The sequence below is a fragment of the Celeribacter halophilus genome, assembly GCF_018860305.1.
GTDB classification, from domain to species: domain Bacteria; phylum Pseudomonadota; class Alphaproteobacteria; order Rhodobacterales; family Rhodobacteraceae; genus Celeribacter; species Celeribacter halophilus_A.
This window is the reverse complement of record NZ_JAHKPE010000031.1, coordinates 918047-941159: the sequence shown is the minus strand read 5'-3', so window position 1 is coordinate 941159 and position 23113 is coordinate 918047. Positions and strand designations below refer to the sequence as shown.

The following is a 23113-nucleotide window of genomic DNA, read 5'->3' as shown; positions in this document are numbered from 1 at the left end:
GCAGCCCAATTACGCATGCTCTGGGCCGGAAGCGTCAGGAGACGTGATGGCAGACTGCTCTGGAACCACGAACGCTCCCCTGTACATAGCGATCCTTCTTGCGCCTTGGTGCAGAAGGTCCGGTTGGGTCAGAAATGCTTGGCAATTGGGTCGGAATTGCTTGGCGCGGCCCACTGAAAAGATTCAGAAAATTCGCGGCCAAGAGTCGGAAATGCGCGGCATTCGACATTCTTGTTAAAATTCTCATGAAAACGACATGCTCGTCAGGTTTGTGACAAAAGTAATTTTGGCTTAGGTGTTTCACTACCTCAAGTTTTAAGCTGATTGGGGTCCTGATGAAGCGCACAATGTGCTCGGTATGCGGGTTCTGCGGACCTCCCAGAGCATAGATGTCATTTAATCTAATGTTCGAGGATATTGCTCTGCGCTCTAGGACGTGAAGGGGCGCAGTGTGCTACAGGTTCTCGCTCTTGGGTCACGTCCCACAAGACCACCTGCTGCACTCGATTGATCGGTTTGTTGATCTGGATAGTATTTGCTCCCATACCGACAAATATCACTCGACTGGCCACGGCATTTCAATCTGCACATAGAGCCCTGCCTTTAACGGCAACTGAGGGTTTTCCGAGAACAACAACTCCGCGCCATGAAGATTTGCGATGGTTTTGACGAGCGAAAGCCCCAGCCCCACGCCTTCGGTGGTTCGGCTGCGTTCCAAGCGGTAGAGAGGTTGTGTGACATGGCCGAATTCTTCAGGCGGGATGCCCGGCCCGTCATCTGCCACACCAATCTGTCGACCATGGGCCAAAATCCAGATCCGCGTGCCCTTGGGGGTATGGCGGATCGCGTTTTCCAGCAAGTTGGCGATCGCCTGCATCAACAGGACGCGATCTCCCGACACGACGACGGGGTCGGTTTTGTCCAGCATCAAACTCCGCCCGGAGTCCTCGACCACATAGCGATAGGTCTCGAACATATCTTCCGCGACCTGCCCCAAATCCACTGGCGCAAAAGAGGCGCGCGCCGTGCCTGTTTCAAGCTTGGCGATGCGCAGGAAAGCATCAAAGATTGCAGTAATCTGTTCTGCCTGCGCCACGGCGGCTTCAATAGACGTTGTGCTATTGCCACCATCTTCGCTCGCCATCAAAGCTTGATCCAGACGGATGCGCAGACGCGCCAGCGGGGTCTTGAGATCATGGGCGATATTGCTGGCAAAGTCCCGCGACTGCCGGATAAGTGCGTCAAGTTGATCGAGTGTTGCATCCAGCTGCCGCGACAGATCACCAAGGTCATCGTGGCGTGTGGAGCCTCCTACGCGCGCTGAAAGATCACCAGTGCCGAAGCTGCCAAGAGCACCGGATATCGCGTTGATCCGGCGCTGTGTCCGCGCTCCCAAGTAAAGGCCCAGACAAAGGGCGGAGAACGCCGCCCCAAGCCCGACAAGCCCCATGGTTTCCAGCATGATTTGCAGGAAATCGTCCTGACGGCGCAAGTCCGTGGCCACGATCAACTGCCCGCCTCTCACCGGACCGGCCAGATAAATCCAGTCCTCATATCCGTCAAGCTCGCCTACCTGCGGTGACGCGGATTGCCCGCGCTGCCAGAAACGCCAGTCAAGTTCCAGAGAATTGTGAATTCCCTCCGCGATATCCCCGCGTCCGGGGAAATATTCGATGCGTTCGTTCTTGGCGTCAGGATAGCGGGCCGGATCGAACCCGAGACGTTCGATATCGGTGCGAACTTCGGCAAAACGGATCTGGAGTTCATCCTCGATCCGTCTTTGCGTCTCGCGTTCAAAAGCAGAGATGGCTATCGCTCCTGCCACCACGAGGATCAGGAGAAAGGTAATCGTGATTGTAATAGCCTGCCGCATGGCCGACATGCGCGAGATCGCGGCCAGATCAGGAAACCGGTTCAAAGACATAGCCCGCCCCGCGTCTGGTCCTGATGACGATGTCGCCAAAGGGCTTCTCGATCTTGGCGCGCAAGCGGCTCACATGGGTTTCGACGACACTGGTGGTCGGATCGAAATTCATGTCCCAGACCTTTTCCAACAGCATGGTGCGCGTGAGCACACGCCCGTTTGAACGCACAAACGTTTCCAACAGACGAAATTCCTTCGGGTTCAGATCGACCGGCTTGCCTTGCCGCACACAACGTTGCTTCAACAGATCAAGCCGGATGTCGCCCGCAACAAGTGTGGTTTCGTCCGCGTTGGACAAATCGACATGACGCCGCCCTAAAGCGGCGACACGGGCATCAAGCTCGGTAAATGCAAAAGGTTTGGGCAAATAATCATCCGCGCCGGCGTGTAGACCTTCGACCCTGTCATCAACATCCCCAAGTGCCGTCAAAAGCAGGACCGGTACATTGTTCTTGGCCGCACGAATGGCGCGCAGCAGGGACAGTCCGTCTAGACCGGGTGTCATGCGATCTAGGATCAACAAATCATAATCGGAACGCGTTGCTGCAACCAGAGCCTCTCGTCCATCCAGCAACCAGTCGATCACATGGCCGGACCGGCTCAACCCGTCGCGCACCCATTCGCCGATTTCGGGATCATCTTCCAATAGGAGGATCTTCATGTGCAGCCTTATCTTTACGCGTTGATACCTATGCGGAAAAACGCCTGTTCACCGGCGGTATTCTGTCATGTCTTCCCCCCGTTCATAGTCGTGAATAGCCAAAGGAACAAAACGCAAATACCTTACAAATTTGTAATCTTCCCTTCAGCCCTCAGCAAAGTCGTGGGGCTATGTATGGAATCAGACGAGGCTTTGCGCCCGAAAACAAGGAAATTGATCATGCACTTGAAACTTGCACTCCTGACCGCTTGCACGGCGCTCGCCAGCGCAGCTCATGCCGACACTTTCGCCGCTGACGTCTGGGTCGACAACTGGTTCTCCATGAGCGTCGATGGCGTGCAGGTGGCGGAGGACAGCGTTCCGATCACGACCGAGCGCTCGTTCAATGCAGAAAGCTTTACCTTCGAGGCAGAGCGCCCCTTCGTGATCGGCCTGACGATGAAGGATTTCAAGGAAAACGACACCGGTCTCGAATATATCGGCACGCGTCGCCAACAGATGGGCGATGGCGGTGCAATCGCACAGATTCATGATGCCGATGGCGGGCTTGTCGCGGTGACGGATTCAGAGTGGCAATGCCTTGTCATACATAAGGCTCCCCTTGATCCGGCCTGTGCTGACGAAAGCGATCCCGTAGCGGGGGAAGGTGCCTGTGCGTTCGAGATCACGGAAGAGCCCGAAGGCTGGGATGCAGCGGATTTCGACGCATCCGGATGGACTGCGGCCACCGAACACAGCGCTCGCGAGGTCAGCCCGAAAGAAGGTTACGACCTGATCGACTGGGATCCATCGGCCAAGCTGATCTGGGGTCCGGACCTGAAAACGGACAACACGATCCTGTGCCGTCTGACCGTGGAATAAACGGAACCGATCGTCTTGCGAAAAAGCGGACTGCCCCTTTGGGGGCAGCCATCCCACCGGACGTTATTTGAAAGAGAACCCCATGACATTGCCCACCTCCGTTACTTCCGCCACCCGCAAACTTGGCACCCTTGCAGTGCTCTTCGGTTCGGTCTCGGCCTTCGCCGCGCCGTTGCAAGCGCATGAGGATCATGTGCGTAGCGATCAAACTCTCGATGCAGAGGCCCGTTGCGAGGCGGTGAAAACCTCGGTCGCAGAGGCGGGCTTTTCCGACAAGGTGACAGTCACATGCGAGGATGGAAAGGCGATCATTTCGTCAGACACCTATCCCGATCACGAGATGATGACCGGCATCGTCGGCACGAACGAACAAATCCCCGTGCCCGCCAAACAGTATGATGCGCCGATCCCGCTGGAGCCGGCGCTGGGCGACACACCGCAAACCCGTGACGCGGCTCTTGGCGTGGCGGTCAATGGCGTGCCGATCTTCGACTATACCGGCGGCGGTGAGATGACACAGGAAGATCTCTATCACTACCAGACCCAGCACGACACCTATCAGACACAACAGCTTGATGCCTGTGGTGGTCACGCGGGGCGCGGCGATGATTATCACTACCACATGAAACCCGTCTGCATGATCGCTGACATGGAAAACGCAGGGGATGATGCGATCATCGGCTGGGCCTTCGACGGCTTCCCGATCTATGGCGACAACAATCCCGACGGCACGCCGATTGTCGAGGGGATGCTGGATGTCTGCAACGGCCAGACGGACGAAACCTTCGGCTATCGTTACCATACCTCCGAGGACGCCCCCTATATCGTGCAATGCCTGATGGGAGAGGTCGAGGATTTGCGTGATCTGCCGCGCACGGCGCCTTTGGTCGATGCAGCCACAGGGCAAGGGACAGAGCCCGGACGTCCTCCCGCTGGTGGCGTCGAGAACCTGATCTTCACGCAGGAAGAGGACGGCAGCCGCAGTATGGATTACAGCTATCAGGGCGAGGATTACTACATTCGTTACAGCCCGTCTGATACCGAGAACTGTTACAATTTCGAAACCAAGACCGTGACCAATGGTGGCGAAATCAAAACCGGGGAGTTCTGCCGTTGAGACAGCCATTCAAGCTCGCAATCGGCATGGCTCTTCTCTCAATGATGAACGGTATCGCAGGATGTGCAACAGCAGGAACGGCCTTTACACTGACAAGCCCGGCGCTTGAGGATGGCGGCCGTCTTCCCGCCGATCTGAAATGCACCCGAGATGGCGGTGAAGGTCTGTCGCCGCCCCTTGAATGGACCGGTCTTCCTGCGGGGACCAAAAGTCTGGCACTCATCATGCACCACTATCCACGCGGAACCGCCGAAGGGCGCGACGCCCCCAGTCAATACTGGCTTCTTTGGAACATCCCCGCCGACACGCAAGCGATCCCGAAAGGCAATCCCGCATCAATTGGCGATGAAGGTTCTGACAAGGATGGCAACTTCACAGGTTACACCCCACCGTGTTCTCCCGGCGCGGCGGTGCATGAATACACGATCACACTCTACGCACTTGATGCAGCACCAGACACCTTGCCCGATCACGACAGTATCGCCGTTGATTGGGCGGCAATGATGACGGCCATTGAAGGCACTGTGATAGATCAAGGCAGCCTGACGTTTCGGAATTGACTATGAATATGCTTGCCATCAACGCCTAAGGCATCCTGAATGGCTAAGGGGCTGAAAACCAGAGCCGGATCAAGAGAGATGGTTTAAACATGGTTGCGGCGGGCATCCGGGATGGATAGCGCCCGCCGCAAACGGCAAATCAAAGGTTTCGGGGGGGGTGAACCCTTGATCTACCGTATTCTTGTCCGGCCCTATTGGCGCGGAGGTTGGGGGAGGGCTTCGGTCAAAGCATCCTCGCTGACACCCAGTGTCTCAGCCGCCACCGCAAGATCAGGACGATCCTGACCGGACGATATGAGCGCCTGCAAAAGTTCTGTCGCGGTAACGCCGAGTTTTCCGGCCGCTTCATCAAATCCCGGCGGGGTGTTCATGTGACCAGCGCCAATGGTGCCTTCGTGACCTGCCGCATGTCCCATATCCTCGCCGCGCGGGGCGCCGATGCCGACGGACGCTGTGGTGGTGAAGTTGTCCTGTGCCTGCACACCCACCAGACAGGGAGGCAGGTTCGGGAAGTCTTCGGAAGCGTGATAGTGATAGGTGATACCAAGTGAGGTTTCCCCGACATGACCATTGCATGTGTCGAGGTCTTCCGGTTTGGAGCCATCTTCTTCATCGCTGCCGAACATGGGATAGCCGTCAAAAGCGTAGCCGAACTGTGCTGTTTTATCCTGTTCAAGGTGACAGTGGGCATCTACGCCTTCGGTTTCGAATACGGTCTCCACATCCGTGGCTGTTGCATGCCAATGATACCAGCCGCCGGGATCAATATGGCCGCCGCACAGATCAAGCGCAGGCATATGACCTGTGTCCAGCACACTGGGCGCATCGGCAAAGACGGGAACACCGTCCAATGCAACACCAACTTTACCCACGGTGCCAATCTCTTCGGGGTCTTCGGCCATTTTCGGATCGATGGGCAGAAGCATCGTCACGGTGACATCGGGATCTGCCGTCACATTGATACAGGCATGATCGGCTTCGGGACGGGTATTGGCATTGTCTACGATGTAGACATTGCCGTCCTCGTCAAAAAAGCGATAGCCCAGTTCGTCAAGCATGGTCAGGAAGTCTTTGTCGATCCGGTAGAGCTTGGCATTTGCACCGTCCCAATCCCAAAGACCGCCTTCATCGTCGATTGTGACCGGACAAAAGGGACCGATATCCAGTCCTTCCGGCAGATAGTTGACGGTGATTTTATAGCAGGAGGCTGCGGTCCCGTCCTCAAGCGTACACGACACGACTTCAGGGGCGCTGATGAAGATATTGTCTTCAAACCGTGAGAGGTCTGTGTGGGCCATCGCCGCTGAAGGCACCATCAAAGCGATTGTGCCATGTCGCAAGAGCGAGAGGACGGAAAACTGGGTCGGCATATATGGGTCCTTTCGGGGCGGCGTTAGCTGCGCGGTCCGCCTTCGGGAGTGCAAGCCAAAGGGGCGTTTGAATCAGGCGAGCTACAGGTGCCGGACATGGATTCTCCATCGCGGCCCGAGAAGCTGCAGGAGGCACCCGAAGACTTGCCGGAACAGGCATCCATCGCTTCGCTCGGCGGGCGTTGTTGCTGTCCACCCGAGGATTGCGCAAGGATCAGATAGCCGTCGGCTGTGCTGGCAAAATCCATGGTGCGTGTTTCAGCTTGGGCCGTAAGGCCGTTGGTCAGAGCCAAAGTTGCGGTGAGAAGGAAGGTCTGCGTGTTCATTTGTGCCTCTCGTTGTGCATTCTGTTTCGATGCATCCGGTATGCGCCCTCTATGCGCAGTAAAATTGCAGCAAATTTGCAGTTTTGATGCAGATTGAGAAAAAACACGCTTTGTTGGTGGAAAAACACAAGCGCGCAACGGAATTTACAAGAAGGGTGCTAAAGCCATTTGGCATGAATATGAGGCATGGTTGCGGCCCTAACCCTTAGTCTTCAAACGCATATCCGACACCATAGACGGACCGCACCGGATTCCAGTCTGAAACCGCCTCGCATTTGCGGCGGATGTTGCGGATGTGGCTGTCGACGGTGCGATCATAGACATCCGCATCATCGGGAAAAGCCAGAGCTAGAAGTTGGTCGCGGGAATAGACCCTTCCTGGATGGGCATGAAGAGTGGCCAGGATTTTGAATTCCCGCCGTGTCAGATCAAGGTTCTGACCATCCAAGGTTACACGCCACCGGTCATGATCGACGAACAACCCCTTGTCACTATCACTGACTGCTTGCGGCGTTTGGGGTGTTTGAGATCTGCGCAGAACGGCACGAGTACGTGCGACAAGTTCTCTTGGGGAATACGGTTTGCACAGATAATCGTCCGCACCAAGCTCAAGGCCCAGCAGGCGATCGATTTCTTCGACCTTGGCGGTGGTCATGATGATCGGGGTTGTATTGCAGGCTCGCACTTCGCGGCAAATGGTCAATCCGTCTACTTTGGGAAGCATGAGGTCCAGAATGACCAGATCATAGTTGCCGGAACAAATCTGTGCGACTGCTTCTCCACCGTCCGGCAGATGATCTACCGCCATACCATCGGCGAGAAGGTAGTCGCGAACAATTTCCGCAAGGGCAATTTCATCTTCGACAATGAGAATGCGAGGGGAGGTCATGAAGAAAGCTCCGGAAAAGTGATGACAATACGCAAGCCACCCAGACCGGATGTCTCTGCGTGAATGGTTCCATTGTGCGCGACAACAATCGCCTGAGTGATCGACAGGCCAAGCCCTGATCCTCCAAGCGCGCGTGCGCGCGAAGACTCGGCGCGATAGAACCGGTCAAAAAGGTGCGGGATTTGCTCGGCTTCAGGCGCAGGTGCGCTGTCCTCAAACAGGCAGATCAGTCTGTCTTTTTCAGAGTGCAGGGACAGTTTCAACCGCCCCGGCGCATCAGTATAGCGCAGGGTGTTTTGCAAGATGTTCTCGATCACCTGTGACATACGATGCGGATCGCCCTCGATATATGCCGCCTCGGGCAAGCTCGTCTCCACCGATATTCCGCTCCGTTCAAACAGCGGCTGTAAGGTGGTCAGATGTTCCGAGATGAGGTCTGCGAGGTTCAATCGTTGCGTGTGGGTGATCAGTTCGCCCTCATTGGCAAAGCTCAGAATTTTCAGATCTGAGACAAGCTGCGATAGCCGTGCAAGGGTTGCGTGCATTTCCGAGAGCGTCTTTTCGTCCGGCTGGCGAATGCCGTCTTGAATGGCTTCAATCTGGGCGCCGAGCACGGCGATCGGGGTCTGCAATTCATGGCTGGTGTTGGAAATCCATGTCCGTTCGGCTTGTGTTTTGCGTTCCAGCGTTTCCGCCAAGACGTTGTAATGGGAGATCAACTGCCCGAGCTCATCATTTCCGTGAGGTGGAATGCGCGAGTCATAGGCACCGTTGGCCAGTCGTTTGGCGCCTGTCTCCAGTGATTTGATCGGCCCCAGAATGCGGCGTGTGACAGGGAATGCGACCAGACCGGACAGGATCAAGGCCACAAGGGCCGTCACGCCGAGAGAGAAATACTGTCGGGAAAGGAAAAACTGATCGGTTGCCGTGATGGCATTGATCGGGGCGCTCAGGCCGAGATAGCCGATAACAGGTTGTGTGTCGCACGCGTTGTCGAGACAGATCGGGCTGCGCTCGAAAAGCTCGTTGTCGGAACGCGCCCCTGCAATCAGGGTGCCGTCTGCATCATAGAGCACAAGGCGCGCATGGGGCGGACCGCTAAGGGTGCTCTCGTCAATTGGTGGAAATTCATTCTGCGCTATAGCGTCCGTTGAACGTGGGTCAACTCCGACCTGATCCGGCATGGGGCCACCGTGAGGCGGCTCGTTTGGCGGCGGTCTCTGTCCGGACATAAAGGGAGGAAGTGGAGCTTTGTTCCCTCTTCCGGAAAGTTCCTCCATGAGAAACTCCGTCCAGATTTCTGGCGGACCGAAGGAGGGCCAAACTCCGTCGTTTTGGGCGTAAACTTCCGCAAGTGTCTTGCGAAGTGGTGTCATACGGGACAATTCCGTGCGCAAAAGATGCGTGGCAAAGCCTTTGCGGATCGACAAGGTGGCGGTTAGGGCCATGACGACAATCATCAGGATCGCCGTGGCGGCAATGGCCGTGAAAATACGCAGGGTTAGAGAGTTTTCGAACTTGATCATACCGATGCGTTTCCAGAGAAATGTGCAAAGAGAGTGCAGAGGATATGTTCTCGCACAGAGTTCGGTCAGCTGTGGCACAGTGAGCACAATTCCTCCGATACGTCTTGCCTCCAAAGCCTCTCTGTGCGCAGTGGAAACCTATGTCAGCCGAAACCATTATACCAGCGCGACGCGGTGGTTTCTTGTTTGATGGGGCGGATTGCGGCAACCCGCCCTCTCTCGAGCGCATGGAGTGATGGGGTCGGATTACGGCGCAGGAACCACCACGACCGCAGAAGCGGCAGGGGGCGGAGCTGCAACAGGGGCAACAAATGGCGGAAAGCATCCGGCCAAACAACTTATGCCGATGATTCCAAGAACAAGTGCGATTGTGTGGATGGTCATTTTCGATCCTCGTTTTACAGGAAGTGACCAAACCTGACGCCAATAATATGAAGCCAATGTCCACGAAATGTTGTGGTGGTTTGAAAGCTGTTCGCCCTACAAAAATGTGATTGGAAAGACGGGGAACACCACCCATCTGCGAGGCGGTTCATGATGGTTCGTCTCGTTCGTTCTGCGATCCTTCTGACACAGCGCTCCGAATCTACGCGGAGCCCCCTTTCGCGGACGTCATCATGCGCCGAATACGTTACGCATCATTTCCGGGTTTTCCTTGATCCACACGGCGGCCCCTTCGGCGACAGTCTGGTAGACTGCGGCTCCTATGGCTTCTCCCAAAGCTGTGTGAAGCCCTGCATAGGCTGTGTCGCCTTTGGGGGCGGCGATGGCGATGCAATCTGTGCCGGTGCCTGTGACGGGGCCGTGAGGCAACCGCAATCCGGCGTCCACCACGGCGGCTGTGCGGGCCTGTGTTGCGATGCTCAGGGCTTCGATCTGGGCCGCTTCGGTCAGCCCTTCGGTAATCTGCACTGCGATGTTGATGGTCCCGTAGCGTTCAAAGGACCAGTCGCGGGGCGTGCGGGTGCCGATGCGTTCGGCGTTGCCCAGCCCGACCGTGGCGATGGCGGCCACGCGGGCACCTTCGACACGCGTCTCTTTGCGCTGGAATTTCGTGACATCGCGGGAGGTGAGCATACCCACCGCTTCTGTATGTCCTGCCTCGGTCATCTCCGCCGTGACCCAGTCGGAAACGGCAAGGTCCACGGGCAGGTCGGCATTGCGCAATTCGCGCCAGACGATCCTGTCGGCCATGACGAAACCGGAGCGATAGGGGGCAAAGCTCAGCACGCGCAGGGAGGCGCCCAGTTCGGCGACGAGCCAAGGGGGCTCAAGACGGGGATGCAGCAGGGGCGGGGTCATGCGCTGCCCTGCGTGATATGGCCGAGGGGTTGCACCACAAGCCCTTCGGCGGCGTCCGAGATATAGCAGCGGATTGAAAAGACCTCGGACAGGAGCGCTTCGGTCAGGACATGACGCGGGGGGCCGTCCGCGACGATCCGGCCCGCGTGGATCACCACAAGGCGCGTGCAATGACGGGCGGCCAGCCCCAGATCATGAAGCGACGCGACAACCGCGCGACCATCCTTGGCGATGCCGGAAAATGTCTCCATACAGGCGATCTGATGCGCCGGATCAAGGCCCGCTGTCGGTTCGTCGGCCAGCAAAAGCGGCGTGTCCTGTGCCAGCGCGCGGGCAATCAGCACACGGGCCTGTTCGCCGCCCGAGAGCCCTGTGGCTTTGCGATCCGCGAGGGCTGTCAGGTCCATGCGCGCCAATGCTGCAAGGACTTCGGGCGCGTCTTCGCGTTCGTTTTGCGCCAGAGAAACAAGATGCGCGACCCGCACCGGCCATGCGATCTCGCGGGCTTGGGGCAACCATGCGACTGCCTTGGCTCTTTGGGCGGGGGAAAGCTTGGCGAGCGAGCTGTCACCCTCTGCGGCAATGAGGCCGAGAGCGGCGCGGAGCAGCGTGGATTTGCCTGCGCCATTCGGTCCGATGAGACCCACAAATTCGCCCGGTTCGACTGTTAGAGACGCATGATCGAGCGTGACGCGCGCGCCATGTCTGACGGTCAGGTTGTAGGTGGTGAGCAAGCTCATGAGCGCCCCCGCATCCGCCAGATCAGATGGAAGAACACCGGCGCACCGACCAGTGCCATCAACACGCCCAGTTTGAGGTCGCGTCCGGGCAGGATCAGCCGCACGGCAATGTCTGCGGTTAAGACCAGAGCCGCTCCGCCCAATGCAGAGGTGAGCAGGAGGCGGGCAGGGCGGGCGCCGACCAGCGGGCGTAGCACATGGGGCACGACCAGCCCGACAAAGCCGACGGCGCCTGCAACGGCCGTGGCCGCACCAACGGAGGCCGCCACGCCGCCGACGAGGATCAGGCGCAAACGCTTGAGATTGATACCCATTGTGGCGGCGGCTTCTTCGCCCAAAGTCAACCGGTCGATGCCGCGTCCAGTGAAGGCGAGCAAGGCCCATCCGACCAGCATCACAGGCAGGGCCGTCCAGACGTGTAGGAACGAACGATCCGCGAGCGATCCCATCATCCAGAAGACAATTTCATTGGCAGCAAAAGGGTTTGGCGAAAGGTTGAGCACCAGCGCGGTGAGGGCCGAGGACAGGGCGGACACGGCGATTCCCGCGAGGATCAGGGAGAGGGTGCCGCCGGAGCCGGCGAGCAGGAGGATGAGGAGGACGCAGAGGGCGGCGCCGGTCAGGGCGGCGAGGGGGAGAGCCAGTGCGAAGAGCGCGGCCAGACCGCTCTGGAGCGCGATCACGGCGCCCAGCGCGGCGGAGGCGGAAATGCCGATCACGCCCGGTTCGGCCAGAGGATTGCGTAGATAGCCCTGCATCGCGGCCCCCGACAGGCCGAGGCTCACCCCCACCATCACGCCCAGAATGGCCCGCGGCAGACGGATCTCGCGCATCACGATCGGCAGCGGCCCCTCACCGCCGCCAAACAGCGCGGCAAGGCTGTCCATCACGGACACATCCGCCACACCGACCAGCAAAGAGGCCATAAATAGCCCAGCAACCAACACGGTCAGAACGGCAAGAAGCCTCGGGTAAGTCATTCATCCTGCTCCAGTTTTTCCCGCTCTGCACGCAACTCTCCGATGGCGTCCAGCACAGAGGGTAAACCGCAAATCCAGTCCTTGTCCTGCATGGGCATATGCCCGCCCGTGAGACGGGTCAATGCCGGGTGCGAGAGCACCTCCTCGGCGCGGGCGGTGCCCGGATAGTCGGCTCCGGAAATCACCAGATCGGGGTCCGCCATGACCAGCGCCTCAAGCGGCACGAAGCCGCCCGCAGGCAGGCCGAGCTGCGCGGCAAGCGTGGCAAATCCGGCCGTGTCGATGATCTCGCCCGACAGGCTCTGCGCGCCGGAGGTGTAGCCGTTGACCGCGTAAGTGGCCGCTGTGGGACGTCGGCCTTGCGTCGGATTTATGTCGGACAAGTGTCGGGCAAAATCGTCCGCCATCTCGCGTGCCACATCCGCACGTCCCAGCGCCTCTCCCATCTTCACCATATTGGCGGAGACATCCTCCAGAGACTGCGCAGGGGCGAATTCGACAACCTCCACCCCGAGGCGGCGCATCATCGAAACGGTGGCCCGCGCGGTGAACTGTCCGGCCAGAACCAGATCGGGGTCCAGCAGGTAAATCTCTTCGGCCAGCCCGTTGTTCGTCGGATAGGCGCGGGCCTGCTCCGCCATGACCGAAGCGCGCGGGTCTCGGGCCATAGTGGTGACCGACACCAACTGCTCCGGCGCGGCGATCATCATGGCAAGTTGGTCGGTGCACAGATTGATCGACACGACACGTTGCGGCGTGGCATCGGCACAAGCCGCCGCCCCCGACAGAGCGAGGGTGGCTGCGAGGGATATGACACCCGAGTTTCGCACTCAGAACGACGCTTTGAGACCGAGATAGGCCGAGCGCCCCGGTGTGTTGTAGCCGGAGGCCGTCTCGTAATCTTCATCGGTGAGATTGTCGGCCCGCAGATAGAGTTGAACCGTGTCGGTCAGATCGTAAGACAGGCTCGCGTTGAAGAGGGTGTAGTCGTCGAGACGTGTTGATGTGTCGAGAAGATCGGCGACGTGTTGCACGCTGAACGTGCCGGACAGGCGATCCGAGAGCGTCGTGTCCAAACCCGCCACGACATCATGGCGCGGAACCCGCGTGGCACGCGCGCCGTCGTTTTCTGAATCTGTATAGGTATAGCTGCCGAACAGGGTGACGCGTTGGGACAGGCGATACTGACCGGACAGCTCGACGCCTTGCGACGTGGTGGTGCCGCCGATTTGTTCGTATGCCCAAGTGTCGTAGTTGTAGTTAATCTTGTCATCGATTTCCGTATAGAACAGCGTCGCCTTCACAAAATCATCACCCATAAACCGGCGCTCGACACTCAGTTCTGCGCTGCGGCTGGTCTCTTCTTTGAAATCGGGATCTCCGCCGTAGCCGAAACGCTCGGAGAGGGATGGTGCGCGGAAGCCGGTGCCCAACACCGCGCGGAGGGTCCAGTCGGGTGCAACCTCCCAAGCGGCGGCAAGACGGCCCGAAATATTCTCGCCGAGATCGGAGTGATCATCATAGCGCAATGCGGCAGACAGGTTCAGCCCTGCCATCGGTTCAAAGAGAAACTCGCCCTTGAGGGCTGTGTTGCGATCAATGCCGTTTCCATAGGTGCCGTCATAAGATTCTTCGAGATATTCCGCGCCGAATGTTAGAGTCGTGCTGGCCGAAAGGTCCGTTGATCCAAGATAGCTGACTTCTTTGCGCTCGCTCGAATAGTAATAGCTGGAGGAGCCGGAGCCGTAGGTGCGGTCGGATTGAAAGAAAGAGGCGCTCAATTCGTGCGAGATTTGCGCTGTTTCGAACTGGGCATATGTTCGCACCCCTTTTTGTTCGCGGGTGGCGGTCGCATCAATGTCCCAATCCGTATCATACTCAAGGTCGCTGTCGCGGTAGAACCCCGTCAGGCCGAGCGTCAAGCTGTCATTGATGTCATGTTCAAGGCCGAAGGTCAGGAAGGTTTCCTCAAACCCGTCATCTTCGTCATTGCTGGACGAGGATGAAAACCCGTCGGTTTTGAAATGCGAGAGGCTGAAGGCGATATGCCCCTTCTCGCTCTCGACCATATTGGTCACGCCGGCGGAATATGTGTCGTAGCTGCCGGCTTCGAGCGTTGCTGAAAGGCCGGGGGTTTGTGGTGTGGTGTTCATCTCTACAAGGCCGGCAATGGCTTCGGAGCCGTAGAGCGCGGATTGCGAGCCTTTGACCACTTCGGCGGAGGCAATGCCGTAGGAGCGTAGCCCGCCAAAGTCATAGGCAGACTGTGGGGCGGAAGGGTCGGTGATGTCGATGCCGTTGAGACGGACACCAATATATTCCGATCCGAGACCGCGGATGCGCAGGGTGGCTGAGGCGCCAATACCGCCATTCTTGCTGACAGAGATGCCGGGCAAGGTATCGAGAATATCGGCAACGGTCTTGCTTGGTGTCGATAGGGAGTCTTCTCCCACCGTTTCCACCGTCGCGCCGGTTTCGCTTTTGGCGACGGGGATGAGGCTTCCCGACACGATGATTTCATCCAGCAGGTAAATCTCGCCGGTGTCTTGTGCGAGCAGGGGGGAGGTGGTCAGGGCGAGGGCGGCTGTGGTGAGGCGCAGGAGGCGCGATGTGGGGCGGGTACGCATGATTTCGATCCTTGAGCGGGGGGGCGTTTGCCCCGTGGATGTGAACGCGTCCGGGAGGAAATCTCCGCAGACAGTGAGAGCGTCACCGCTGCGGGTCTACCGCTTCCGTGGCACCCCTCGCGCCCGGAAAAGGGTGAACATTCAAGCAGGTCTCCTGGCTCACGGATCGCAGCGGTCGCCCACCTTCCCGGGGGTATCCCAGTGGTATGAGAGGCGTCGCTCACCGTTCACAGTTGCGGGGGCAGCCACGGCTTTGATCCTGCATCTGTGGCGGTGGACCATCCCGTGTTCCCTTTTCATCGGCGAGATCACCGAAACTTGAACAGGGCGCAGGAAAGCGAAATGGCCGGAGAAGTCAAGATTCTCCGGCCTGTCGCGGGCTGTTCTGTGGCGTCACGTCGCGGCAGGGGCACGCCTGCGCGGGGGATCAGCGGTTTTTCTTCATGGCATCCATGAGTGCGGCCCCCAGTGCGCCGGTGCTGTTGCCTTGGGAGGCGTTGCGGGGTTTTGCGGGTTTGGATTTGGAGCCGCGTGCGGGAGTGGCGTCCTTGCGGGGCTGGCCGGTTTTGCCTTGGGGCTTGCCCTGTGTCGGGCGTTCGCCACGGTCGGGTTTTGTGCCGTCCTTGCGCATGGACAGGCCGATGCGCTTGCGCGCGATGTCCACTTCGGTGACGCGCACGGAGACGATGTCGCCCGCCTTGACGACTTCATGCGGGTCTTTGACGAAACGGTCGGCCAGCTGGCTGACATGGACAAGCCCGTCCTGATGCACGCCGATGTCCACAAAGGCCCCGAAGGCGGCGACATTGGTTACCGTGCCTTCAAGGCGCATGCCGGGTTTGAGGTCTTTGATTTCCTCGACCCCGTCGGTGAAGGTGGCGGTTTTGAATTCCGGACGCGGGTCACGGCCCGGTTTTTCAAGCTCCGCGAAAATGTCGCGTACGGTGGGCAGGCCGAAGGCGTCGGTGACGAAATCTTCGGGGCGCAGGCCCTTGAGCGCGGAGGGGCTGCCCATGATGTCGCGCATGTCGCGGCCACAGGCTTTGACGATCTTGCGGGCCACGTCATAGGCTTCGGGGTGGACGGAGGAGGCATCGAGCGGCTCGTCCCCGTCGCGGATGCGCAGAAAGCCCGCACATTGTTCAAAGGCTTTCGGGCCGAGGCCGGAGACTTTCAACAGGGCTTTGCGGGAGGGGAACGCGCCGTGACTGTCGCGATGGGTCACGATGGATTGCGCAAGCGACGGCCCGAGACCTGCGACGTGGGCGAGCAGCGGGGCGGAGGCCATGTTCAAATCCACCCCCACGGCGTTCACCGCATCCTCGACCACGGCTTCGAGCGCCTGCGACAGGCGGCGCTGGTCCACGTCATGCTGATACTGGCCGACACCGATGCTCTCCGGCGTGATCTTCACCAGTTCCGCCAGCGGGTCCTGCAATCGCCGCGCGATGGAGACCGCGCCGCGCAGGGACACGTCGAGATCGGGAAATTCGGCGGCGGCCAGTTCCGAGGCGGAATAGACCGAGGCACCGGCTTCGGAGACGACCACCTTGGTGGGCGCATTGATGCCTTGGGGCAGGAGCTTGAGCGTCTCGCCCACAAGTTTCTCGGTCTCGCGGCTGGCGGTGCCGTTGCCGATGGCGATCAACTCGACACCGTGGCGGGTCACCAGATCAATGATCTTCGCCTCCGCCCCGCGCAGGTCCATCTTCGGCTGGAACGGGTAGAGCGTTGCGGTCTCCAGCAGCTTGCCGGTGGCATCCACCACCGCCGCTTTCACGCCTGTGCGAATTCCCGGATCGAGACCGAGTGTGGCCTTGGCCCCCGCAGGGGCGGCCAGTAGCAGGTCTTTGAGATTGCGCGAGAACACGGTGATTGCATCCTCATGGGCGCGCTGGCGCAATTCGCCCAGAAGATCAATGTGTAAGGAGATGGAGAATTTCACCCGCCACGCCCAGCGTGCCACGGTGCGCAGCCAGAGATCGCCGGGCTGGTCCGTGCCCGCGCCGAGATAGGCGGCAATCATGGCAATCGCCCGATCCGCGCCTTCTTCCGGCTCCGGCGCAATCTCCATCGAGACGATCTCTTCCTTGGCCGCGCGCAAAATCGCCAGAGCGCGGTGGGAGGCAATCTCGGACCATTTCTCCGAATGGTCGAAATAGTCGGAAAACTTCGCGCCGGCCTGTTCCTTGCCCTCGATCACCTTGGCGGTCACACGCGCCTCGCGCCGCATGAAGTCGCGCAGCTTGCCCAGAAGCTCGGCACTCTCAGAGAGTTCCTCGGTGGCAATGTCGCGCGCACCGTTGAGCGCGTCTTTGACGGTGGGCACGGCCTCCGTGACAAACCCCTCGGCCAGAACTTCCGGCGCTGCGCTGCGCTGGGCTTTGATCGCCTGCAACAGCGGCTCCAGTCCGTTTTCACGCGCGATCATCGCCTTGGTGCGGCGTTTCGGTTTGTAGGGCAGGTAGATGTCTTCGAGCGTGGATTTGCTGTCCGCCCTGGCAATGGCGCGTTTTAGATCGTCGGTCAGCTTGCCCTGCTCGTCGATGGATTTGAGAATCGTCACCCGCCGCGATTCCAGTTCGCGCAGATAGGACAGCCGGTCGTTCAGAAGCCGCAGTTGTGTGTCGTCGAGACCGCCCGTCACCTCTTTGCGGTAACGCGCGATGAAGGGCACGGTCGCACCCCCGTCCAGAAGCCCGATGGCGGCGCTGACCTGACTTTGCGAGGCCGCGATATCTGTGGCGATGGTGCGGGAAATGCGGGCGGCGGTTTGCGGATCTGTGGCGGTGCTCAAATTTGGTCCTCCTGTCGGGAAGACCGTCTTACCCTCCCCGACAGGCCGCGCCAAGAGGGGGCGTGACGCAAGAGGACCGCGTCAGCAGAACGCAGCCCATCTCGGTCTTCGGTTTGCAGAGACGGCGAAGGTCTCAGGAGCGCGGGCGTTCCTTTTTCGGATCGTAATGCGGGAAGGGCGCGACGCGGGCGGAGTAGCGTTTGAGGTGTCCGTCCAGCTGGCCGACCTCGACATGGGTGCCGATCTCCGCATGGGCCACGTCGATGCGTGCCAATGCGATCCACTGGCCGGTGCGCGGGCTGCGCATGGCGGAGCAGATCTCGCCCACCTGTGCGCGTCCGATGCGGATGCAATCCCCGTGCGCCACGGCATTTTGCCCGTCGATCTCAAGCCCGACGAATTTGCGTGAGGGCGTTTCCTTGCGCCGCAACAGCGCCTCGCGCCCGACGAAATCGGCGGTCTTGGATTTCAGCGGCACGGTAAAGCCGACACCGGCTTCGAACGGGTCGGTCTGGTCGGAGAAGTCATAGCCCGCAAAGACCAGCCCCGCTTCGATCCGCACGAGGTCCAGCGCCTCCAGCCCCATCGGTTTCATGCCGACCTTCTGGCCTGCCTCCCAGACGGCTTTGAAAATCTCCGCGCCATGTTTCGGGTGGCAGAAAATCTCGTAGCCCAACTCGCCCGTGTAGCCGGTGCGCGAGATCACGACGGGGATGCCCTGATCATCGCCAAGGCGGGCGGGGGTGAAGCGGAACCAGCCCATCTCGTTGAGCGCGGGTTGGTGCGGTGCGGTCCAGAAAAGCTCGCAGATCAGATCGCGCGATTTCGGGCCTTGCACCGCGAGGTTGTGCATCTGGTCGGTGGAGGAGCGGATCATGACGTTGAGGCCGAGACGCTTGGCCTCTTCGCGCATCCACACGCCGCCCTCGTCGGAGCCGCCGATCCAGCGGAAGTTATGCTCTCCCAGACGGAACAAAGTGCCGTCGTCGATCATGCCGCCGTGCGGGTAGCACATGGCGGAATAGACCACCTGACCGATGGCGAGTTTCTCGACATTGCGGGTCAGCACCCAGTTCATCAGGGCTTCGGCATCGGGGCCTGTGACTTCGAATTTGCGCAGGGCCGAGAGGTCCATGACCACCGCGCCTTCGCGGCAGGCCCAGTAGCTTTCGATCGCGTCACATTCGGGGAAGGAATTTGGCAGCCAGAACCCGTTATAGTCGGAAAAGTCGCGGGTCATGGTTTTGAAGCTGTCATAAAAGGCGCTTTCACGCGTCATGATCGGATCCTCGTCAGGGGTCGGGCGCCATGCAGTGGCGCGGGAAAAGCGTTCTTGAGCGCCATAGGTGCGCACATGGATGTCGGTGAGGTGCCAGCCGTTGGCCGCCGAAGTGTCATCGGGGCAGGAGGAGGACACGCAGATGAGATCGGTCAGCGCGCGCAGCAGGACATAGTCGCCGGGCCGCGACCACGGCTCGTCGGCCAGCATCACGCCATGTTCGTCCACGCCGGTGTTGAAAAAGAAATTCGCCGCCATCCATCCGGCACGGGCGGGGATGCCGTAGGGATCGAGCACGCCGTTGAAATTGTCGGAGCAATTCGCGTGCCCCGGATAGCCCAGATCGTCGTAATATTTGGCGTTGCAGGCCAGTCCGAAGGCATCGTGGCGTCCGCAGGTGTCCTGCACCACTTCGACGAGCGCGGTCTGGTCATGGTCGAAATATTTCGCATGCAGGCCGGGCATCGGGTAGGCGTGGCCCTGAATGGTGCGGGTGGTGGTGACGTCGAGCGGGAGGAACATGCCCTTGTCCACCTTGCGCGCGTCGAAACACTGGAAATCGGTGCATTGGCGGCCATCGACATCCATGATCTGGATGAATTCGCCCTTTTTGACCGTGTAGGCCTGTGCCGTGGCGGAGCTGATGCGGATGTCTTGCAGCGTGTCGGCCAGCGGATCGGGCAGGGCAAAGCTGCCTGCCATGCGCGGCTCTGCGCGGGTGAGTGTGACCGTGAGCGGCGTGGCGGTGGTCTGGGCCTCGAAATCCGGTTCTGGTGCGGGGGCGGTGACGAGCAGCCAGCCTGCGGCCTGTGCGGTGAAGCTGACGCCTTCGCCTGCGGCACTGGTGGCGGAGAACAGGCCGATGCTGCCAGCGCCTGCAAGCGCGATCCGGCGTTTGGCAAGGCCGAGGCGCAGGCGGGCCATGCCGGGCAGGGGGCTGTTCACGGTGGCGCGCAGGGCCTCGCCCGTGGCATCCGCCGCCCAGCCGAGCACGCCGGCATCCACGCGCCCGTCGGTATGGGCGGCCAGCAATTCGCAGCGCTGCCCGCCCTCTGTGTTGGTGATGGTGATCCGGTCACCGGTCTTGAGTTCCACGAGCGTGGCACCGCCGCCCTGAACGGTGTGACGTTCCTCGTCGGGCGCAAGGCTGTAGGCCGAGGCGCGGCGGGGCTGTGAGGGGTGCGGAGGGCCCGCACGGAAGGGAAGGCCGGAAGGATCGAGGATCAATTGGATCTCCATCGGTCATAAAAAAATCCGGGGGTGCAAGGTCGCAAGCCCCCGGATCAGGGGAGAGGGACGCGCCCCCGATGGGGGGCACGCGTTGGATCAGTTCTGCAAATAGGCTTCCATGCTGTCATCGAGCGCATCTTTCCACGGGGTGTGGTGCGCGGGGGCCAGCGTGCCCGTGATCGGGGAGACATAGGCATTGTTGCGGAAGGTCATGATGCCTTGCTTCTTGTGCTTTTTCCATTGGAAGAACGCCTCGTTGGCCGCGTCGACATCGAAGCTCGGATAATCCGTATCCGCGATCAGTTCTTTGACATATTCGCCTTGGTAAGCGATGCAGTCGTTGTCGGTCTCGTTCTTGGCCTCTGCGGCCACACGCGCCTCGACATCTGCGGCCATTGTCGCGGCATCGGGCAGGTCGATCCGGCCCAGAATGATGTCACGCACATACCACGCCTGCGCGTCGAACATGTTGAACGTATACCACTGGTCCTGCATGCCGAGATAGAACATCTTCGGGTTCGGATTGTAGACCACCCCCTTGTAGAGATCCGCCGTGGCCAGAACATTGGCTGTTTTCAGGCGCAGATCGTCGGGCAGGAAGGGGAAGTAGTGTTTGTAGCCGGTGCACAGGATGATGGCATCGACATCTTTGGTGGTGCCGTCCTTGAAATAGACCGTCTTGCCCTCGACCTTTTCCAGCGCCGGTTTCTCTTCCCAGTTGTCCGGCCATTTGAAGCCCATCGGCGCGGAGCGGTAGCAGCTTGTGATCGACTTGGCGCCGTATTTCCAGCATTGCGAGCCGATGTCTTCGGCGGAATAGGAGGCCCCGACCACCAGCACATCCTTGCCGGAAAACTCGCGTGCATCGCGGAAGTCATGGGCGTGGATGATCCGGCCGTTGAACTGGGCAAATCCCGGATATTCCGGCACGTTCGGGGAGGAGAAGTGACCGGAGGCCACGATCACATTGTCGAAGCGTTCCTTGTAGACGCGGTCGTTTTCCATGTCGTGAACGGTGATCTCGAAATCGCCCTTCTCGGCGTCATATTCGACCCAGCGAATCACGGAGGAGAAACGGATCCACTTGCGCACATCGGCTTTCTTCACGCGGCCTTCGATATAGTCGAACAGCACAGCGCGCGGCGGGTAGGAGGCGATCTGTTTGCCGAAATGTTCCTCAAAGGAATAATCCGCAAATTCCAGACCCTCTTTCGGGCCGTTGGACCAGAGGTAGCGATACATCGAGCAATGCACAGGCTCGCCATTCTCGTCTACGCCGGTGCGCCATGTGTAGTTCCAGAGCCCGCCCCAGTTTGATTGTTTCTCGAAGCAGACGATTTCCGGAATCTCGGCGCCTTTTTGCGCGGCGGACTGGAAGGCGCGCAGTTGTGCGAGACCGGAGGGGCCTGCGCCGATGACAGCGACTCGTTTGGTCATGATAAAACTCCCGTTGGATGTTGGTATCTGTGCGTTGTGTTCTGGTATGGACCAATGATTTGAATTGGTTCTTTTGGATTAACTCCGGTTTGGTCCAAAAATTTTCTGCTGGTCAATGAATTTTCCTTAGAGGAATATGTTATTCGGAAACTATCTGGGTCTTTTGACCTATTTTTGGGCGCGAGGTGAAATTATGAGCAGCGGATCGCTGGCGCAAAGACTGGCCGTTGCAGGCTCCCTGCCGCGTTTGAGCGTGCAGGATCGCGCCCCTGTCCGCATCGGTGCGCTTGTGCCCATGTCAGGCGGCGAAGAGTTCTGGGGCCGGCCCGGTGTCGAGGGCTGCGAGCTTTGGGTCGACTGGATCAATGCTCATGGCGGCATGATGATTGGCGGGCGGCGGCATCTTGTGGAACTGACGGTCTGTGACAGTGGCGAGGGGCCGGAGGCCACGCTGGAGGCGGCGCGTCAGATGGTCGAGACCCAGCGCGTGCGGCTGGTGCTGACACTGGGCGGCAGCGACATGCGGCTGGCCCTGCCGTATCTGATGCAGCGGCGGATTCTCACGGCGACGCTCTTGCCCTCCGATCTTTCGCCGGACTTTCCCTATCTCATCGCCCCTGCCGAGGTGCATCCGTTCTTCAATGTCACAGGCGTGGACTGGCTTGCGCGCAACCGGCCCGAGGCCCGACGCGTGGCCCTGTGTTCACAGACCGACCTTTTGGGTCTGCCCTCTCTGGCCACCTATCGCGCCGCCTTTGATGTGGCCGCGCGCGAGGTGGTCAAGGAAGTGCTCTATGACGTGGGCGGCGCCGATCCCGCCGCGATTGTGGCGGAGATGATGTCGGTCTCGCCCGATGTGCTGTGCTGGTGTTCGTCCAACCCGCAGATGATCGAAGAGATGACCGTGGCGGCGTTCGAGGCCGGATTTGCGGGGGAAATTCTGGCCTGCACCTGTGACAACTACCAGCAGTTGATCGCCAGAACCTCGCCGGAGTTCATGGAGCGGTTCACTTTCCAGTTTCCCGATTTCGACGATCCCGAACTTGCGGATACGGGGTTCTTCTTTCACCGCCCGAAAGCCTTTTATGACCGTTACACAGAGCGTTTCCCCGGTCACTGGACGGCGGTCAGCTGGGAATATGCCTCGATCCTTGATCTGTGGCATGAGGCGGTGGAGACGGCGGACAGCCTGACCTCGGTCTCCGTGCTGGCGGCGTTGAAGCGCGGGCGGCGGATGCCCCATGCCTTTGGTCTGGCGACTTGGTGGGGCATGGATGTCTACGGGATCGACAATGCCTTGGTCGGGGACTGGCCGGTGGTGGCGATCCGCGATGGCAAGGCGCGGATACAGGAGTTCGGCTCCGTGCTGGGCTGGCTGGAGGCGCATGGTGCACGGCTGATGACGGAGCTTGGCGCACTTGGCCAGCTTTGGCACCAGCGCGACACGCCCGATCTGGCCCGCGCCTTGGCGCGTGAATGAGTAAGAG

18 protein-coding genes and 1 riboswitch are annotated in these 23113 nt (G+C 59.8%); of the genes, 4 read left to right on the top strand and 14 right to left on the bottom strand.

Going from position 1 to position 23113, the window contains the following annotated elements; genetic code table 11:
- Positions 1–556: 556 nt before the first annotated feature.
- Positions 557–1450, bottom strand: coding sequence for a sensor histidine kinase (locus KO492_RS16445; protein WP_252735588.1), 894 nt, complete (start codon positions 1448–1450; stop codon positions 557–559).
- 451 nt (positions 1451–1901) lie between these two features.
- Entirely contained in the window at positions 1902–2585 is a 684-nt protein-coding gene (locus KO492_RS16440) for a winged helix-turn-helix domain-containing protein (RefSeq protein WP_216045908.1), read from the bottom strand.
- 219 nt (positions 2586–2804) lie between these two features.
- Here KO492_RS16440 and KO492_RS16435 point away from each other — a divergent pair, with 219 nt between their 5' ends.
- The 3 genes from KO492_RS16435 (at position 2805) to KO492_RS16425 (ending at position 5123) form a co-directional block, all read left to right on the top strand.
- Entirely contained in the window at positions 2805–3446 is a 642-nt protein-coding gene (locus KO492_RS16435; RefSeq protein WP_216045907.1) for a PEBP family protein, read from the top strand.
- A gap of 82 nt (positions 3447–3528) precedes the next feature.
- Complete coding sequence (locus KO492_RS16430) at positions 3529–4563, top strand: YHYH protein (protein WP_216045906.1); 1035 nt, start codon at positions 3529–3531, stop codon at positions 4561–4563.
- A gap of 26 nt (positions 4564–4589) precedes the next feature.
- Entirely contained in the window at positions 4590–5123 is a 534-nt protein-coding gene (locus KO492_RS16425; RefSeq protein WP_216045905.1) for a YbhB/YbcL family Raf kinase inhibitor-like protein, read from the top strand.
- A 191-nt stretch (positions 5124–5314) separates the two neighbouring features.
- Here KO492_RS16425 and KO492_RS16420 read toward each other — a convergent pair whose 3' ends face one another.
- The 12 genes from KO492_RS16420 to KO492_RS16365 form a co-directional block, all read right to left on the bottom strand.
- On the bottom strand, positions 5315–6493 hold the full coding sequence (locus KO492_RS16420; RefSeq protein WP_216045904.1) for a YHYH protein: 1179 nt from the start codon (positions 6491–6493) through the stop codon (positions 5315–5317).
- 23 nt (positions 6494–6516) lie between these two features.
- On the bottom strand, positions 6517–6819 hold the full coding sequence (locus KO492_RS16415) for a hypothetical protein (protein WP_216045903.1): 303 nt from the start codon (positions 6817–6819) through the stop codon (positions 6517–6519).
- A gap of 205 nt (positions 6820–7024) precedes the next feature.
- Positions 7025–7708, bottom strand: coding sequence for a response regulator (locus KO492_RS16410; RefSeq protein ID WP_216045902.1), 684 nt, complete (start codon positions 7706–7708; stop codon positions 7025–7027).
- Positions 7705–9234, bottom strand: coding sequence for an ATP-binding protein (locus KO492_RS16405; RefSeq protein ID WP_216045901.1), 1530 nt, complete (start codon positions 9232–9234; stop codon positions 7705–7707). The genes KO492_RS16410 and KO492_RS16405 overlap by 4 nt, the downstream gene beginning before the upstream one ends.
- Positions 9235–9849: 615 nt before the next feature.
- Positions 9850–10536 carry an adenosylcobinamide amidohydrolase gene (locus KO492_RS16400; protein ID WP_289847592.1) on the bottom strand — a complete coding sequence of 229 codons (687 nt, stop codon included), beginning with the start codon at positions 10534–10536 and terminating at the stop codon, positions 9850–9852.
- The gene (locus KO492_RS16395; protein ID WP_216045900.1) at positions 10533–11276 is read right to left on the bottom strand and encodes an ABC transporter ATP-binding protein; all 744 of its coding nucleotides are present in this window, start codon (positions 11274–11276) and stop codon (positions 10533–10535) included. The genes KO492_RS16400 and KO492_RS16395 overlap by 4 nt, the downstream gene beginning before the upstream one ends.
- A complete protein-coding gene (locus KO492_RS16390; RefSeq protein ID WP_216045899.1) occupies positions 11273–12256 on the bottom strand; it encodes a FecCD family ABC transporter permease in 984 nt (327 codons plus the stop codon). The genes KO492_RS16395 and KO492_RS16390 overlap by 4 nt, the downstream gene beginning before the upstream one ends.
- The gene (locus tag KO492_RS16385; protein ID WP_303578308.1) at positions 12253–13086 is read right to left on the bottom strand and encodes an ABC transporter substrate-binding protein; all 834 of its coding nucleotides are present in this window, start codon (positions 13084–13086) and stop codon (positions 12253–12255) included. The genes KO492_RS16390 and KO492_RS16385 overlap by 4 nt, the downstream gene beginning before the upstream one ends.
- On the bottom strand, positions 13087–14883 hold the full coding sequence (locus KO492_RS16380) for a TonB-dependent receptor plug domain-containing protein (RefSeq protein WP_216045898.1): 1797 nt from the start codon (positions 14881–14883) through the stop codon (positions 13087–13089). It abuts the gene before it with no gap.
- 127 nt (positions 14884–15010) lie between these two features.
- A riboswitch (cobalamin riboswitch) is annotated at positions 15011–15220 on the bottom strand.
- A 90-nt stretch (positions 15221–15310) separates the two neighbouring features.
- Positions 15311–17680, bottom strand: coding sequence for a Tex family protein (locus KO492_RS16375; protein ID WP_216045897.1), 2370 nt, complete (start codon positions 17678–17680; stop codon positions 15311–15313).
- Between the two features lie 133 nt (positions 17681–17813).
- Entirely contained in the window at positions 17814–20183 is a 2370-nt protein-coding gene (locus KO492_RS16370; RefSeq protein ID WP_436835705.1) for a DUF1989 domain-containing protein, read from the bottom strand.
- Positions 20184–20285: 102 nt separating this feature from the next.
- Positions 20286–21626 carry an NAD(P)-binding domain-containing protein gene (locus KO492_RS16365; protein ID WP_216045895.1) on the bottom strand — a complete coding sequence of 447 codons (1341 nt, stop codon included), beginning with the start codon at positions 21624–21626 and terminating at the stop codon, positions 20286–20288.
- Positions 21627–21819: 193 nt separating this feature from the next.
- Between KO492_RS16365 and KO492_RS16360 the strand changes: the two genes are divergently transcribed.
- On the top strand, positions 21820–23106 hold the full coding sequence (locus KO492_RS16360) for an ABC transporter substrate-binding protein (protein ID WP_216045894.1): 1287 nt from the start codon (positions 21820–21822) through the stop codon (positions 23104–23106).
- Positions 23107–23113 lie beyond the last annotated feature (7 nt).

Bases quoted from the DNA above. Each gene is read 5' to 3' on its own strand.
- KO492_RS16415 (WP_216045903.1), bottom strand. From the start codon at position 6,819: ATGAACACGCAGACCTTCCTTCTCACCGCAACTTTGGCTCTGACCAAC.
- KO492_RS16420 (WP_216045904.1), bottom strand. From the start codon at position 6,493: ATGCCGACCCAGTTTTCCGTCCTCTCGCTCTTGCGACATGGCACAATC.
- KO492_RS16395 (WP_216045900.1), bottom strand. From the start codon at position 11,276: ATGAGCTTGCTCACCACCTACAACCTGACCGTCAGACATGGCGCGCGC.
- KO492_RS16445 (WP_252735588.1), bottom strand. From the start codon at position 1,450: ATGGGGCTTGTCGGGCTTGGGGCGGCGTTCTCCGCCCTTTGTCTGGGC.
- KO492_RS16360 (WP_216045894.1), top strand. From the start codon at position 21,820: ATGAGCAGCGGATCGCTGGCGCAAAGACTGGCCGTTGCAGGCTCCCTG.
- KO492_RS16435 (WP_216045907.1), top strand. From the start codon at position 2,805: ATGCACTTGAAACTTGCACTCCTGACCGCTTGCACGGCGCTCGCCAGC.
- KO492_RS16405 (WP_216045901.1), bottom strand. From the start codon at position 9,234: ATGATCAAGTTCGAAAACTCTCTAACCCTGCGTATTTTCACGGCCATT.
- KO492_RS16380 (WP_216045898.1), bottom strand. From the start codon at position 14,883: ATGCGTACCCGCCCCACATCGCGCCTCCTGCGCCTCACCACAGCCGCC.
- KO492_RS16400 (WP_289847592.1), bottom strand. From the start codon at position 10,536: ATGACCCCGCCCCTGCTGCATCCCCGTCTTGAGCCCCCTTGGCTCGTC.
- KO492_RS16365 (WP_216045895.1), bottom strand. From the start codon at position 21,626: ATGACCAAACGAGTCGCTGTCATCGGCGCAGGCCCCTCCGGTCTCGCA.
- KO492_RS16440 (WP_216045908.1), bottom strand. From the start codon at position 2,585: ATGAAGATCCTCCTATTGGAAGATGATCCCGAAATCGGCGAATGGGTG.
- KO492_RS16390 (WP_216045899.1), bottom strand. From the start codon at position 12,256: ATGACTTACCCGAGGCTTCTTGCCGTTCTGACCGTGTTGGTTGCTGGG.
- KO492_RS16410 (WP_216045902.1), bottom strand. From the start codon at position 7,708: ATGACCTCCCCTCGCATTCTCATTGTCGAAGATGAAATTGCCCTTGCG.
- KO492_RS16425 (WP_216045905.1), top strand. From the start codon at position 4,590: ATGGCTCTTCTCTCAATGATGAACGGTATCGCAGGATGTGCAACAGCA.
- KO492_RS16430 (WP_216045906.1), top strand. From the start codon at position 3,529: ATGACATTGCCCACCTCCGTTACTTCCGCCACCCGCAAACTTGGCACC.